This is a genomic window from Xanthomonas sp. NCPPB 1068 (assembly GCF_041479385.2).
GTDB classification, from domain to species: Bacteria; Pseudomonadota; Gammaproteobacteria; order Xanthomonadales; family Xanthomonadaceae; genus Xanthomonas; species Xanthomonas cannabis.
The window spans coordinates 4,543,409-4,558,302 of the sequence record NZ_CM192986.1; the positions used below are offsets into that span (position 1 = coordinate 4,543,409).

13 protein-coding genes are annotated in these 14,894 nt (G+C 69.0%); 4 read left to right on the forward strand and 9 right to left on the reverse strand.

Going from position 1 to position 14,894, the window contains the following annotated elements:
- Positions 1 to 4 precede the first annotated feature (4 nt).
- Genes ACCQ12_RS19305 through ACCQ12_RS19315 form a run of 3 tightly spaced genes read right to left on the reverse strand, consistent with a single transcriptional unit; the run spans position 5 to position 3,934 of the window.
- Positions 5 to 334 (reverse strand): low molecular weight protein tyrosine phosphatase family protein, encoded by a 330-nt coding sequence (locus tag ACCQ12_RS19305; RefSeq protein ID WP_081422688.1) that lies wholly within the window; start codon positions 332 to 334, stop codon positions 5 to 7.
- 26 nt (positions 335 to 360) lie between these two features.
- The gene (locus ACCQ12_RS19310; protein WP_372382488.1) at positions 361 to 3,681 is read right to left on the reverse strand and encodes an ankyrin repeat domain-containing protein; all 3,321 of its coding nucleotides are present in this window, start codon (positions 3,679 to 3,681) and stop codon (positions 361 to 363) included.
- Positions 3,674 to 3,934 carry a YcgL domain-containing protein gene (locus tag ACCQ12_RS19315; protein ID WP_039414450.1) on the reverse strand — a complete coding sequence of 87 codons (261 nt, stop codon included), beginning with the start codon at positions 3,932 to 3,934 and terminating at the stop codon, positions 3,674 to 3,676. The genes ACCQ12_RS19310 and ACCQ12_RS19315 overlap by 8 nt, the downstream gene beginning before the upstream one ends.
- Positions 3,935 to 4,152: 218 nt before the next feature.
- Between ACCQ12_RS19315 and ACCQ12_RS19320 the strand changes: the two genes are divergently transcribed.
- Genes ACCQ12_RS19320 through ACCQ12_RS19335 form a run of 4 tightly spaced genes read left to right on the forward strand, consistent with a single transcriptional unit; the run spans position 4,153 to position 8,559 of the window.
- Positions 4,153 to 5,349, forward strand: a complete 1,197-nt coding sequence (locus tag ACCQ12_RS19320; protein WP_179456478.1) for a beta-ketoacyl-[acyl-carrier-protein] synthase family protein — start codon at positions 4,153 to 4,155, stop codon at positions 5,347 to 5,349.
- Positions 5,349 to 6,122: a beta-ketoacyl synthase chain length factor gene (locus ACCQ12_RS19325; protein ID WP_039414442.1), complete on the forward strand. Its 774-nt coding sequence runs from the start codon at positions 5,349 to 5,351 to the stop codon at positions 6,120 to 6,122. The genes ACCQ12_RS19320 and ACCQ12_RS19325 overlap by 1 nt, the downstream gene beginning before the upstream one ends.
- Positions 6,119 to 6,940, forward strand: coding sequence for a glycosyltransferase family 2 protein (locus tag ACCQ12_RS19330; protein ID WP_372361645.1), 822 nt, complete (start codon positions 6,119 to 6,121; stop codon positions 6,938 to 6,940). The genes ACCQ12_RS19325 and ACCQ12_RS19330 overlap by 4 nt, the downstream gene beginning before the upstream one ends.
- Positions 6,937 to 8,559, forward strand: a complete 1,623-nt coding sequence (locus ACCQ12_RS19335) for an NAD(P)/FAD-dependent oxidoreductase (protein ID WP_179456474.1) — start codon at positions 6,937 to 6,939, stop codon at positions 8,557 to 8,559. The genes ACCQ12_RS19330 and ACCQ12_RS19335 overlap by 4 nt, the downstream gene beginning before the upstream one ends.
- Positions 8,560 to 9,228: 669 nt before the next feature.
- On the opposite strand, the gene fabG is transcribed toward ACCQ12_RS19335, so the two are convergent.
- The 6 genes from fabG to ACCQ12_RS19365 all read right to left on the reverse strand — a co-directional run bounded on the left by fabG (position 9,229) and on the right by ACCQ12_RS19365 (position 14,894).
- Positions 9,229 to 9,966, reverse strand: coding sequence for a 3-oxoacyl-ACP reductase FabG (gene fabG / locus ACCQ12_RS19340; RefSeq protein ID WP_047697924.1), 738 nt, complete (start codon positions 9,964 to 9,966; stop codon positions 9,229 to 9,231).
- A gap of 166 nt (positions 9,967 to 10,132) precedes the next feature.
- Positions 10,133 to 10,573 (reverse strand): hotdog family protein, encoded by a 441-nt coding sequence (locus tag ACCQ12_RS19345; protein ID WP_372382489.1) that lies wholly within the window; start codon positions 10,571 to 10,573, stop codon positions 10,133 to 10,135.
- Positions 10,560 to 12,926: an MMPL family transporter gene (locus ACCQ12_RS19350; protein ID WP_372382490.1), complete on the reverse strand. Its 2,367-nt coding sequence runs from the start codon at positions 12,924 to 12,926 to the stop codon at positions 10,560 to 10,562. Before ACCQ12_RS19350 ends, ACCQ12_RS19345 begins: the two co-directional genes overlap by 14 nt.
- Before the next feature lie 138 nt (positions 12,927 to 13,064).
- A complete protein-coding gene (locus ACCQ12_RS19355; RefSeq protein ID WP_355505962.1) occupies positions 13,065 to 13,712 on the reverse strand; it encodes a LolA-related protein in 648 nt (215 codons plus the stop codon).
- Positions 13,636 to 14,610 (reverse strand): lysophospholipid acyltransferase family protein, encoded by a 975-nt coding sequence (locus ACCQ12_RS19360; RefSeq protein WP_039404851.1) that lies wholly within the window; start codon positions 14,608 to 14,610, stop codon positions 13,636 to 13,638. Before ACCQ12_RS19360 ends, ACCQ12_RS19355 begins: the two co-directional genes overlap by 77 nt.
- Positions 14,607 to 14,894, reverse strand: a complete 288-nt coding sequence (locus ACCQ12_RS19365) for an ApeI family dehydratase (RefSeq protein WP_184441399.1) — start codon at positions 14,892 to 14,894, stop codon at positions 14,607 to 14,609. Before ACCQ12_RS19365 ends, ACCQ12_RS19360 begins: the two co-directional genes overlap by 4 nt.

A 14,894-nucleotide genomic window follows, 5' to 3' on the forward strand; every position in this document is an offset into this window, starting at 1 on the left:
CAGGTTACGAATACGCCGGCAAGCGCAGCAACGGTGGCACCGTGTGTTCCAGCCGACGGATCAGTGCCGGGTCCATGTAGGCGTAGTCGTCGGGAATCTGCAGCGAGAGCACGCGGCAATGGCGCAGATGCGCGGCGAAGCGTTTGCGCAGCAACTGCAGATGGCGGCGCTCCATCACCAGCACCAGCTCGGCCTCGTGCAGCAGTTCGGGGGTGACCTGTACTTCGGCATCGGCAGCCAGACCGGCCGACTGGGTCTGCACGCCGGGCCAGTCGGCGAACACGCGCTCGGCAGTGGGGCTGCGCAGGCGGTTGCGGCTGCACACGAACAACACCCGCAGCGGTTGCCCGCCGCGCCGGCTCAGCGGCCTTCGCGCAGGAAGCGCGCCATCGACGACACGCCCGGCAGCGCCGGTTCGAACTGGCCGGCCACATCGATGAAGCCGCGCATGATGGCGATCTCGCGCGGGGTGCGGTTGAGCGCATCGCGACGATCGGCGTCGGCACCGGCGCGCAGCAGGCGCTGCACCAGCAGCGGCAGCCCGTGCAGCGCGGCCAGATGCAGCGGGCCGAAGCCACGCTGGTCGGCCACATCCAGCGAGACGTCTTCGTCCAGCAGGCGTTCGACGCCGGCCAGCACCACCTTCTCGTCGCAGGTGGTGCCCGGTTCGGCACGCGCGCCCAGCAGCAGCAGCAACGGGCTGACCCGGCCGCCAGCCAGATGGTCCGGGTCGGCACCGGCCAGCAGCACGGTATCCAGCAGGGCCAGCAGGCGGGTCTTGTCACGCGCGGTGAAGCCGTACAGCGCCGCGCAATGCAGCGGCGCCAGCCCCTGATCGTCGGTGGCATGCACATCGGCTGCTGCGGTGAGCAGGCGCGCCACGATGTCCGGCAGGCCCAGCGCGCAGGCCAGCATCAGCACGGTGACCCCGCCCGGCAGGCGGTGCTCGATCTGTGCGCCGGCCTGCAGCAAGGCGGCCACGATCTCGGTCTGGCGCATGCTCACCGCCGCCGACAACGGGGTGGCGCCGCTGTTGGCTGCGCGCTGCGGATCGGCGCCACGGCCGAGCAGATGCGCCACCACGCCAAGATGGCCGCCACCGGCCGCACGCAGCAGCGCGGTGCAGCCCTGCGCGTCGACGGCATCCACCGGCAGCCCCAGGTCGATCAGGCGACGCACGGCGTCGGTGTCGCCGGTCATCGCCGCGGACGGCACATCGGCCTCGCGCAGCGTGCGGCGCGGCAGCGACCAGATCCGCCAGTCCAGCCAGTCGGCCAGATCGCGGCGGCCGATCGACAACGCCACGCCCAGCGGGGTCTGCCCGTCGGCAGCGCGCGCTTCCGGCGAGGCGCCCTGCTTGACCAGTAATTTCAGCGACGCGTCGCGGCCCAGCGCGGTGGCCAGATGCAGTGCGGTCATGCCATGGCTGTCGCGCGCTTCGCGGTCCACCCCGTGTTCCAGCAGCCACTGCTGCAGGCGCAGCCAGCCCAGCCGCACCGCCAGCGACAACGGTGGGTCGCCCGCCGCCGACGGCGCGAACGGGTCGGCGCCGCGGTCGAGCAATTCAAGCGCGAACTGTTCCAGCCCGCGCGACGCGGCGTCGTGCTGCACGCAGGCACTGAGCAGCCGGGTCAGCCCACCGGCGCCGGCCGGCGACACCCCATGGCGCAGCAGGGCCTGCATGGCCGGCACCGCCTCCACGCCGCGCGAGAGCAGCGCAAACATGGGCACATCGCCGCAGGCATCGCGCACTTCGGCATCGGCGCCGTGGCGCAGCAGCCAGTCGACCGCATCGGCATTGAGCGCCAGGTGCGCGTCGTGCAGCAGGCCGCCGAGTTCTTCCGGGCCGCACAACCGCGCCAGGGCGGTCAGGCCGTCACGCTGGCCGAACTGCAGGCCTTCGCGCAGCAGCACCAATGGCGGGCGATCCGGCAGCACGGTCACACCCGGGGTGTCGCCCGGGGCGTCGCTGACGGCAGCCGGCAGCGGGTAGGCCGGATCGAGCAACTGCACGATCGCCCAGCGCCCGGCTTCGGCCGCCACGTCCACGGCGCGACGGCCATGCACATCGGCCGCGTCGGCCGGCACCTGCAGATCCAGCAGCCGGCGAATCAGCGCCGGCGAGACGCTGTCGGCGGCGCAGGCGAGCATCACCGCATTGCGGCCCTCGCCATCGACGGCCAGCACATCGGCCTTGCGCGCCACCAGGCGTTCGAGCACCGCGCTGCGCGCCTGCCGCGCGGCGTCCAGCAAGGGCGTGCGGCCGAGCAGATCGCGCGCTTCCAGGTTGGCCCCGGCCGAGAGCAGCGCCTCGACGATGTCGCCATGGCCCGCCAGCGCGGCTTCGTGCAGGGCGCTGCGGCGCTGCCGGTCGCGCGCATCCACACGGGCCTTGTGCTTGAGCAGTAGCTGCACACCGGCCGGGTCGTCCTCTTCGGTGCCGGCGGCAGCCAGCAGCACCGGTGCGCCGCCATCCGGTTCGGAATGGGCACCACGCTCCAGCAGGAATTTCGCCAGCCGCCAGTTACCGACCTGGCAGGCCATTGCCAGCGGCGAGTGGCCGTCGTTGTTGAGCGCACCGAGTTCGGCGGCGGCATCGCGCAACAGCGCGGCCACGCCGGGGTCGGAACTGCGTACCGCATGGTGCAACGGGGTGTTGCCGTCGTTGTCGCTGGCGCGCGGGTCGGCGCCATTGGCCAGCAGGGTCATCACCGCATCCGGGCGGCCATGCCAGCTGTCGCGGGTGGCGGCCAGCAGCGGGGTCATGCCGCGGTGCGGCTGGTTGACGTCCACGCGCCGCACGATCAACTCGCGCAGCAGGCGCAGGTCCGGCAGCACCGCCGCCAGTGCCGGCAGGCTGCGTTGGTCGCGCCATTCCGGCAGCGGCATCGCCTGCGGGTCGGCACCGGCCTCCAGCAACTGCAGCGCGCGATCCACCCGGCCGCTGCGCGCGGCCTCGAACAATTCGGGCACCAGCTGATGCTGGGCCACCGGCTCCAGCGGGCGCGGCTCGGCGGCGGCCTCATTGAAGAAATCGGCCGCCTGGCGTGCCACCGGCGCATCGCTGCGGGTCGGTGCGGCGGTGCGTTGCAGCAGCAGGTGGGCGGCCGGCAGCAACGCGGCGGCGGCAATCGCCAGGCCCCAGCGCAGGCTGTCGGACAACCAGCCCGGCCAGGCCAGCGCCACCCCCAGCGTGCACACCGCCAGCACCAGCGCGGCCGCCAGCAGGCCACGCCAGGCATGCAATTCCTGCGTGGCCAGCGCATGCCAGCGCGGCGCCAGCGCACCACCGTCGCGCTCGACCTCGCCCCACAACGGCCAGGTCCGCCACAGGCCCAGCAACGCGGCGCTGATCGCCACGCTCAGCGCCAGCGCCGCGGCCAGGCTGCCGCTGTCGCGCAGGGCGGTCAGCGGCCAGCTGATCAGTGCGGCCAACGCCAGCAGCCCGACGCCCCAGATCGTCAGCAACGGTGGCAGCGTCTGGGCAATGGCACGCGGCTGGGTCGCCAGCGCGCGGCTGCCGCGCGCCCACGACACCGCCAAGGCAAAGGCCGGCTGGGCCAGCCACAGACTCACCGCGGCAATGCCGCCGCCAAACCCGCCCAGCAGGGACAACCCCACACCGGCGGCGCCAGCCAGGGCGGCGGCGCGCACCCGCGCGGCACGCTGCGGCTCAGTCATGGTCGCACTCGCCCGCCAGCACCACCGTCTTGGGTAGCTGCAGATAGAACCCGTGCTTGCCAAGCGCCTCGCGCACGGTGGCCGCATCGGCCTGCGCCAGGCGCCGCTCAGGCGTCAACGCCACCTCCAGCACGAAGGTCAATGGCGCCAGCTGCGTGTGCACGGCAGCGGGAAGACCGGAGAAGTCGTCACGCGTGGCGAGATAGACGAAGGTGTCCTGCTTGCGTTGGCTTTTATAGACGTAGGCGTGCATGCGCGCGTGATCGCGCTCGTAAGAGAGGTGGGCCGCAGGATTGTGTCCCAATTGCGGCGACGGCGAAAGCGCGGCAGCTGCGAAAAATCCCAGCTGCGTCAGCGACATGACCGGCGCGTTCAGTTGCGCCATCGACGGGGCCCAGCCACGCCATCGATATACTGCGAACACTTTTTGCCAGCCAGACCACCGTGAGCCAAGCGCAGCATTCGTCCCAGATGGCCCCGGTCGCCGTCACCGCCTTCACTTCCACCACCGCGCTCGGTGCGGGTCTCGCGGCCCAGGCCGCCGGCCTGCGGGCGCAGCGCAGCGGTCTGCGTCGCAACGATTTCGGGCCGCAACCGCTGCCCTGCTGGATCGGCCGCGTCGACGGCGTGGAAGACGTGGTCCTGCCCGCCGCATTGCAAGGCTGGGACTGCCGCAACAACCGCCTGGCCTGGCTGGCCCTGCAGCAGGATGGCCTGCTGGAGGCGGCGCAGGCCGCCGCGCAGCGCTACGGCGCCGAGCGCGTGGCGGTGATCATCGGCACCTCCACCTCCAGCATCGGTGCCAGCGAAGAGGCCTATACACGGTTGGTGGAAGACGCCGACGGCGCGCGCTTCCCGCCCGATCTGGAGCGCCCGATCGTGCATACGCCGCATTCGCTGGGCGACTTCGTGCAGCACGCCACCGGCCTGCGCGGCCCCAGCGTCACCGTGGCCACCGCCTGTTCGTCCAGCGCCAAGGTGTTTGCGCAGGCAGCGCGGCTGATGGCCGCCGGGGTGATCGACGCGGCCCTGGTCGGTGGCGTGGACACGCTGTGCGGCAGCGTGCTGTTCGGCTTCAACTCGCTGCAGGTGGTGGCGCCGGAGATGTGCCAGCCGTTCGACGCACGCCGGGTCGGGCTGAGCCTGGGCGAGGCCGGCGGTTTTGCGCTGGTCGAACGCACCGAGGCGGCACCGGACGCGGCGCTGTGGCTGTATGGCTATGGCGAATCCAGCGATGCGCACCATATGTCCGCCCCACATCCGCAGGGCCTGGGCGCGCAGCTGGCGATGCGCGGCGCGCTCGAACGTGCCGGGCTGGAGCCGGGCGCGGTGGGCTATCTGAACCTGCACGGCACTGCCACCCCGGCCAACGACAGCGTGGAAGCGGCCGCGGTGGCGGCGATCTTCCCCGATACCCTGCACGCCAGCTCGACCAAGGCCTGGACCGGGCACACCCTGGGCGCGGCCGGCATCGTGGAATCGGTGATCGCACTGCTGGCGCTGCGCGACGACCTGCTACCGGGCACGCTCAACAGCGAGGTGCCCGACCCGGCCTGCGGCCCGCAGATCCGTTTCGACACTGCCCACTCCCGGATCGATTACGCAATGAACAACTCTTTCGGTTTTGGCGGCAACAACTGCTCGCTGCTGTTCGGGCGGGCACGCTGATGCTGACCGCCACCATCGAAGGCATCGGCTTCTGGACCCAGGGCCTGCCCCACTGGGAGGCCGCGCAAGCCTTCGTGCACGGCGGCGCGCTGCAGGACACCCCGGCGCGTCCGGCGCCGCAGCTGCTGGCCGCCAATGAACGCCGCCGCGCACCGGACACGGTGGCGGTGTCGCTGGAAGCCGCGCTGGCCGCCTGCACGGCCGCCGGGCGCGCCCCGACCAGCCTGCCCTCGGTCTTCACTTCCACCCACGGCGATCTGGCCATCACCGATTACATGTGCACCACCCTGGCCAGCGACCCGCTGGCCATCTCGCCGACCAAGTTCCACAACTCGGTGCACAACGCCGCGGCCGGCTACTGGACCATCGGCGCCGGTGCGATGACCCCGACCACCGCGATCAGCGCCAACGCGGCCAGCTTCGCGCAAGGCCTGCTGGAAGCGCTGGTGCAGCTCACCGACGGCGTGGATGCGGTGCTGCTGGCCGGCTACGACGCGCGCTCGGTCGGGCCGCTGGGCCGGATCTCGCCCAGCCAGGGCCTGCTCGGGGGCGCGCTGGTGCTGGGCCGTGCCGGCCAGGCCGGCAAGCCGCAACTGCAGGCGCGGCTGGACGACGGCGTGCCCTCGCCGGCCGAGGGACCGTTGTCGCGGCATGTCGCCGGCAACGCAATGGCGCCGATGCTGCCGCTGTTCGAGCTGTTGGCCGGCGCTGGCAAGGCCGTGGCACTGCATGCCGGCCCTGGCCGCGTGCTGCATGTGGAGCTGCAACGATGAGCCGGGTACCCCTGAGCCGCGAGGACACCGCCATCCTGGTGCCGGCCCTGAACGAGGCATTGCGCATCCGCGAAGTGGTCACCGATGCGCTGACCTATTGCGCGCATGTGATCGTGATCGACGACGGCTCCGACGACGGCACGGCCGATTGCATCGCCGACCTGCCGGTCATCCTGATCCGCCACCCGCAGCGCAGGGGCAAGGGCGCCGCGCTCCGCAGCGGGTTTGCACGCGCCCAGCAGATGGGCATGCGTGCAGTGATGACCATGGACGGCGACGGCCAGCACAAGGCCGCCGACTTCCCGCGCCTGCTGGCGGCGGCCAACCGCCATCCCGGCTGCGTGATCGTCGGTGCACGCATGCGCAAGCGCGCCACCCAGCCCACGATCCGCCGGATCGGCAACGACTTCGGCGACTGGGGCATCGCCTGGGCCTGCGGCTTCCAGCTGGTGGACAGCCAGAGCGGGCAGCGGCTCTACCCGGCCTCGGTGTTCACCCTGCCCGACGTGCCCGGCGAAGGCTTCGTGTTCGAAGCGCAGTTGCTGATCTCGGCCGCGCGCCAGGCCGGTGCGCGCGTGGTCGCGGTGCCGATCGAAACCCGCTACGCCGGCAGTGCGCCCGGCACCTTCCGCAAGAGCCACTTCCGGCTGGTGCGCGACCTGTGGGAAATCACCTCGCACGTGGTCGTCCAGGCCTGGACGTATGGGCACATCTGGCGCGAATACCGCAACGTGCGCGCCAACCCGGTGATCGTTGACGATGCCGACGGCGAATTTGCTACTGTGCCGGCGGTCACCAAGAGCAACCCGTCCCCATGAATGCACAGCGTACCGATGTCGTCATTACCGGTGGTGGACTGGCCGGCCTGAGCCTGGCCCTGCAACTGAAGCAACGCGATCCGGAGCTGGCGATCACCGTGCTGGAGCGCCGCGCGCACCCGGTGCGCGAGGCCGCCTTCAAGGTCGGCGAATCCACGGTGGAAATCGGCGCGCATTATTTCGCCGATGTGCTGGGCCTGCGCGAGCATCTTGAGACGGAGCAGATCCGCAAGTTCGGCTTCCGCTTCTTTTTCTCCGACAAGCGCGACGACATCGACCGCTGCACCGAACTGGGCGTGAGCAAGATCCTGCCGACACCCTCGTGGCAGATCGACCGTGGCCGCTTCGAGAATTTCCTCGGCGAGCGCGCCCGCGCGCAGGGCATCACCTTTCTCGACAGCTGCAGCGTCAAGGGCGTTGAATTGTCCGGGGACGAGGCCGATCACGCGGTGCGTTACGAACAGGCGGGCGTGCAGACGACGCTGAGCGCGCGCTGGGTGGTGGATGCCAGCGGACGCGCCGGCCTGCTCAAGCGCAAGCTCGGCCTGGCACAGGACAACGCGCACAACGCCAACGCCGTGTGGTGGCGCGTGGAAGGGCTGATCGACCCGAATGGCTGGTCGCAGGACAGCAGCTGGTTGCAGCGCTGCACCCCGCCCGATCGCTGGCGCTCGACCAATCACATGTGCGGGCCGGGCTACTGGTTCTGGCTGATCCCGCTGTCCTCGGGCGCGCATTCGCTGGGCATCGTCTGCGATGCGGACATGCATCCGCTGGAGACGATGAACACCCACGACAAAGCCATGGACTGGCTGCGCCTGCATCAACCGCAGGTGGCCGCCACACTCGACAAGGCCGATTATCGGCTGCAGGACTTCCTGTTCCTGCGCAAGTTCTCCTACGGTTGCAAGCAGGTGTTTTCATCGCAGCGGTGGGCGCTCACCGGCGAGGCCGGGTTGTTCCTGGACCCGTTCTATTCGCCCGGCAGCGACTTCATCGCCATCTCCAACACCTACATCTGCGAACTGATCGGCCGCGATCGCGCCGGCAAGTCGCTCAGCCCGTATGTGGAGCTGTACCAGCAACTGTATTTCTCGTTCTACGAAAACACCCTGACCCTGTATCAGGACCAGTACGCACTGTTCGGCGACGAGCAGGTCATGCCGGTCAAGGTGATCTGGGATTACACCTACTACTGGTCGCTGCTGGCGCCGCTGTTTTGCGCCGGGCGCATCGCCGACCTGAGTCTGCTCTCGCGCATGAAGGCAGATTTCCTTTACGCGCGCGACATGAATCTGGCCATGCAACGCGTGCTGCACGACTGGGGCGTGCGCAATACCGAACAGGGCATCACCGGCGGCGAAGGACGCCTGCTGGATCAGTACCTGATCGGCTGGTTCAACGAACTCAATGGCGCGTTGAACGACACCCTGGACGACGACGCATTCGTCGCACGCATCCACGCCAACGTGGCGCAGATGGCAGTGCTGGCCCGCGAGATCCTGCAGCAGGCACGCCAGCGCCACCCGGACCTGCCCGACCACGGCCTGGATGCGCTGACCGCCAATGCCAGCGGCGCGCCGATCCTGACGGCCACGTGGTACGCCGACGCGGCGTGAGCTTGAGCGAGCGCGTCGATACGCGATGAGTTGTGGCGGACGTTGCGTGCGAGACGCCCGCCAGACAGTTAGGCGGCTGCTTTATTAAAAGCCCTGCGGACCGACCATCTCGACTGGTCCTTGCCCGCCCACCGTCGCGGGACCTTGAGCGGCATGGATGCCGCGCCAGAGCCTACAAGGACGTACTTGCGGCGTGTCCTGCGATGGTGGGCGGGCAAGGACCCTGCAGCAGAGGCGCAGACCATCCGCTCTGCGCCTGATCTGTCGGGATCGAGCAATCAGGTCGAGATGCCTGCACTGCGCGTATCGCGATCACTTGGCTCTTGAAGTCTGGTCGAGGGCGCGGCGCCCTCACCGATTGCGGGACACGCCGTGAATCCGTCCGTGGAGGCTCGGTGGCGGCATCCATGCCGCCACACGGTCCCGCAATCGGTGAGGACACCACGCCAGACGGTTGGTTGGTGGGTTTGTTGAAAAACGAAGATGCCACGTCGCCAGCTTGCAGGCTGCTTGAAACCTGTGCGCACCGACCATCCTCACTGGCCTTGTCCGTCCACCGTCGTAGGACCCGTGGCGGCATGGATGTCGCCACGGAGCTACATGGACGTACTTGCAGCGTGTCCTGCGATGGTGGGCAAGCGCCAAGCGCCTGCGTTTTGCCAGCCGCCCTCAGCCCATCCCACCATTGACGCCAATGACCTGGCCATTGATGTAACCGGCAGATTCCGAACACAGGAAGGCGACCAGCGCGGCGACTTCGTCGGGTTTGCCCACGCGCCCGGCGGGTACCAATTGCTTGATCACCTCCGGCGCAAAACTTTCGCCGACCATCTCGCTTTCGATCACGCCAGGCGCGACGACATTGACCGCGATTCCGCGGCTGGCCATCTCGCGCGACAACGATTTGGTCGCGCCATGCAAGGCCGCCTTGGCGGCGGCGTAGTTGGTCTGCCCGCGATTGCCCAGCACCGCCGCCACCGACGACACACTGACGATGCGGCCCCAGCGCGTGCGCGCCATCGGCAGCAGCAACGGTTGGGTGACGTTGAAGAACCCGTGCAGCGAGACATCGATGACGCGATGCCACTGCTGTGCATTCATGCCCGCCATCGGTGCGTCGTCATGGATGCCGGCGTTGTTGACCACGATCTGGATCGGCCCGGCTTCCAGCAACTGCTCCAGCGCCGCACCGCTGGCCTGCGCATCGGCCACATCGAACGCCACCGCCTCCGCGTGGCCCCCGTCGGCCACGATGGCGGCCACCACGGCTTCTGCGCGCGCAAGATTGCGATTGGCATGCACGATGACGTGCCGCCCCTGCGCCGCCAGCTGGCGGCAGATCGCACCGCCAAGATCGCCGCTGCCACCGGTCACCAATGCACGACGCTGCGGAATGGATGTGCTCATGACAGTCCCGATAAAGCCGCGTAAAGACGGCGGAAAGAGCCTCATCCTAACGACTGGCAGCAGGCGCAGGAATAGAGCGCCCGCATCGATCGCCCACATCCGGTAGGAGCGCGCTCGCGCGCGATGGGGCTTTCGCGGTGATGCTTCATCGCGCGCAAGCGCGCTCCTACAGGGCCTGTGCAGCGCCCAGCATCACCGTGGCACGCCCATCGGCAAGCAATTGCGCGCCGTGGGTCAGGCGAAAACTGTATTGCTGACTGTCCTCGCCCTGCATCAGCACCTGTGCTTCGCAGTCGATCGCATCCGGCAGCGTGTCCAGATACGTCACATGCAGCTCAACGCCACGCAGCGCCACCAACATGCCCGGGCGTACCGGCTTGCCGGATGCACGGCCCAGCAGGCCACCATGCACAGCCATGGCCTGCGCGCCGTATTCGCATAGATGCAGCGCGCGCAAGCGCCCGTTGGAACGCAATGGATGCGTGTCGCTGCGATGCGCATGACTGCGCAGCACGACGCGCTGCGCGTCCCATTGGACCAGCTCTTCCCACAAGCACATGCTGCCCTGGTGCGGAATCAAGGCGGCAATTGCGTCACGTCCCTGCATGCGGCTCTCCATCGCGCCTGCGCTCCAGTGCCGGCTCACGCGAGACCAGCAGCGCGAGAATGAAATTGAACATTACGCCCAGCGCCACGGTAGTGCCGATCGCGCGCAGTACCGGGATGCTCGATGCCGCCAGCAGTGCAAACACCAGCAGCGTCATCAGGCTGCACACGATCAAGGCATGCAACGTGCGCAGCTGGTCGGCATGATCGTCGCCGGCATGATCGAAGAACAGCGCGTAATCCAGCCCCAGGCCGGCGGCCAGGATCAGCGCGATCAGATGGAACAGGTTGAGCTCCACACCGGTGCCACGCAGGATCGCCAGGATCAGCACCGTGGTCAGCGCCATCGGCAACAGCACCCGCACGATGCGGCGCGGACTGCGCAGTGCAATGGCCACGGTAACCGCCAGCAACAGCGCTGCCAGTACCAGGGCGCCCAGCACGCGGCCACGGTAGGCCGCCACCAGCGATTCGGAGGCGTCCTTCAGATCCAGCAACTGCGCGCCGCTGCCTTGCAAGGCGATGGCCAGCACCGATGGATCGCGCAGGCCCGTCAGCGACACCAGGGCGGTGCTGCGATCGCCACGGCCCAACAGCAACCCGCCGACCGAGGTGGCCAGCGGCGAGCCGGCCAGATCCTTCGGCAATAGCGGTGCGGCGCGCTTGGCGGCGTCCAGGTCCTGCAGGAACGGCGCAAACGCATCGCCGCGGAATGGCGTGGTGGCGACGGCCCGCTCGGTCAATGCGCGTGCCTGCGCGGCATCGGGCAACGCGGCCTGACGCGCATGCTGGGTCTTGGCGCTGGGCAGATAGCGTGCCGCCATGTCGTAACCGATCAGCGCACCATCGCGCACCAGCGCATCCAGGCGCGGGCGCAACTGCTCGCTGGCCTGCAACGCGGCCTCATCGCTGGCTGCCGGCAGCGCCAGTACGTAACGCACATCGGGGGCGCCCAGTTCCTGACGCAACCGGGTGTCCTGGGCCAGGGCCTTGGGCGGCACCGGGGTGAGCTTGGACAGATCGTTCTGCCAGAACTGCCCCGGTGCGAAGGCGATCACCGCGATGCCGATCACCGCGATCGCCGCCAGGCTGAGGCGTGGGCGCGGCAGCCGCGCGATGCCACGCCACAGCAGCGCCAGCATGCGCGAGTCGGCGTAGTCGCGCGGCGCCGGGTCGATCAACCACGGCAGCAACCAGCGTGTGGTGATGGCGGCAGTCGCCAGCCCGGCGATGGTGAATACCGCCAGCTGCCGCAGGCCATCCACGCCGGAAAACAGGAAGGTCACATAGGCAATGCAGGTCGACACCACGCCGGTAGCCAGCGTGGGCCACAGATGGCGCGCGTTGTCGCGCGGATCCAGGCCGGGCCGCTGATGACTGAACAGGTGAATCGGGTAGTCCTGCACCACGCCGATCAGGGTGAACCCGAAGGCCACGGTGATGCCATGCACGCCGTCGAACAGCAGCGCTACGGCACTCAGACCAGCCAGCCCGGCACTGGCCAACGGCAACACGCCCAGCACCGGAATCTTCCAGCTGCGGTAGGCGATCAACAGCAACAGCACCAGGCCCGCCGTGTCCAGCGTGCCGATCCACTGCGACTCGCCTTGCGTGCGTGCGGTGATCTCCACTGCGAACGCGCCCGGCCCGGTGAGGGTCAGCCGCGTGGCAGTGCCCTTGCTGACCTTGGCAAACGCCGCCTGCACCGCGTCGTAGGCCAGTTGCTGGCCGGTGGGATCGAACCCGGCCGCGCGCGTCTGCACCAGCAGCAAGGCCGAGCTGCCGGCCCGGTCGAACCACACCTCGTTACGCGTCTGCGGCGCGGCTGCCGGCTGCAGGGTTTCGGCCAGATGCAGCACTTCCAGCGTGGGGTCGCGCGGCAGCAGCGGCTCCACCAATGCCGCTGCCGGTGAACCCAGATCCTGCACGCGCGCCTGCAACGCCGCCTGCAGGCTCGATGCATCCAACGGTGCCTGGTCGAAGCTGTCGCTGAGCAGATACCGATAGGGCAGCAACCGTTCGGGAATCGCATCCAGGCCGGCAGTGCCGCCATTGGCGACCAACTCGAACAACGCCGGCTGCGCGACCAATGTCTCGCGTAGCTGCTGCGATTGCGTCGCCAGCGTGTCCGGGTCGCTGTTGGACAACGCCATCAGCAGCAGCCGCGAGCCCGGGCCTTCGCCCAGTTCTTCGATCAGCAGTTTCTGCGCCGGCGTGCGCGGGGCGGGCATGAACTTGCGCAGGTCGCCGGTGACCTTGAGCGTCTCGCTCAACCAGAATCCGGCCACCACCAGCAACGCCAGCCACAGCAGCGCCAGGCCGATGCGGCGGTTTGCGTTCAACTTAAACGCCATGGTGTGCGTGTCCTGCTGCAGCGGCCACACGTCCACCGGCCGCGCGCGCGGCATGCGAGGTCATCGGCAGCACACGCTTGCCGAAGGTGGAGGGTGTGATCTCTCTGCAGACGACCGGCGCAACCCTCGCGCGCGCGGTCACGCGCCCGAACCATGGCACAGCGTGGTCAGCGCGGCGGCATCGGTCACGCTGGCCGCCTCGCGCGCCGCACCAGCCAGCAGCGTGCGCTGCACGTCGCCCTTGGCCGGCACGCTTTCGATACACCGCAGCTCGTCGTTGCGCCCGTACAGACGCAATTCGCGCACCTGCTTGGCAACGGCGGCGTCCCTGGGCTGCAGCGTCAATGCCCAGGCGTGGGGTCGGCCTTGTCCGCTGACGCGGTACTGCTGTTCCAGCAGTGCACGGTCGCCGGCCAGCAACGCGCCGAAGCCGGATTTCAATCCAGCCAGCTCAGGCACGCGGCTCAACGAAAAACGTCGCGGCGGTTTGCCTTCGCGTTCCAGCACGCCTTCGTCGCCCTGCAAGGTGGTGGTCTCGCGGTACGGCGCGCTGACTTCGCGCACCAGCGTCTGCGCATCCGGGCGACGGTAGTGGCCCTGCACGCGCAAGGGCGTCTTCAGCAGGGCCGAGCCACGCAGTTCGACGAATTCGGTGCTGACCGGTGCGGGGCGTGCCAGGCGCTGCAGCACCTGGCCGACGTCCAGCGTCTCAGGCGGTGCGGCGCATAGCGGTGCGGCGCTGAACAGCAGTATCAGCATCCACGGCAGGGTGCGGCACATCGGCATGGTGGGTGTTCCAGAAATCGTAGAAGTTGAACCAGTTGTACGGCGCGTAGCGTGTGTAATGTTCCAGCCTGGCGGCGTAATCGCGCATGAGTACCGCCAGCACCGGGGCGCGCTGACGACGCGGCACGTCCAGGCCTTCGCTGAAGGTCTCGAAGGCCAGCTCGTAATGATTGCCGCCGCGATACAGGCCGAATGCCAGCACCACCGGCACCTTGAGCGCGGCGGCGATCAGCCAAGGCGAGGTCGGGAACATCGCGTTGCGGCCCAGGAACATCGCCGGCAACGCGGGGTCGCCTTCGCGCGGGCGATCGATCAGCAGCGCCACCAGCGCACCGGCATCGGTGGCTTCCTTGATCGCCATGACGATCGAGGTCGCATCCATGCCGGCGTCGATGATGTTGGCGGCCAGCTGCGGGTTGAGCGCGCCCAGCAGGTCGGTCATGGCGCGGTTGTGCGCCTTGTCCAGCACGACCTTGACCTGCACGTCGGGGCGCTCGGTGGCCAGCACACGCAGCGCATCGAAGCTGCCCAGGTGCGAACCGAAGATCAGCACGCCGCGGCCGCGATCCATCTGCGTGTGCAACTGATCCAGCCCGGTGATGTCGACGCGGAAGCGCTGCATCTGCCCGCACAGCATGTAGACGCGATCCAGGATGGTGGAGGCGAAGGTGTGGATATGCCGCGCCACGTCGCGCAGCGTTGCCTTCCGCCCCAGCACCCGCGCCAGATAGGCACGCGAGGCGGCGCGCTCGGGCGCACGCACCAGCAGGAAGTACAGCGTGATCGGATACAGCAGCGCGCGCCCCACGGCGCGCCCGGCATGCCGTGCAATGCCGCGGATCAGCCACAACGCAAAGCGCCCGCCGCCTTCCGGACGCTGCTTCCAGTGCTTGCTCATCCCGCCGCCTCCGCCACCAGCTCGCCGCTGACCAGCAGTGTCTGCTCACGCTGCACGCGAAAGCGCCAGCGCGGGCCATCGCCTTCCAGCGTGACCGAGGCGGTCTGCCCGGGCAGCAAGGGCTGCACGAACTTCACCTGCGGCAGGCGCGCGGCTGCGCGCGGACCATGCAGCGCTTCCACCGCCTGCAGCACATGGTCGAGCACGACCACGCCGGGTACCACGGGGCGGCCCGGGAAATGCCCGGGCAGGCAGGGATGATCATGCGGCACGACGAAATCCAT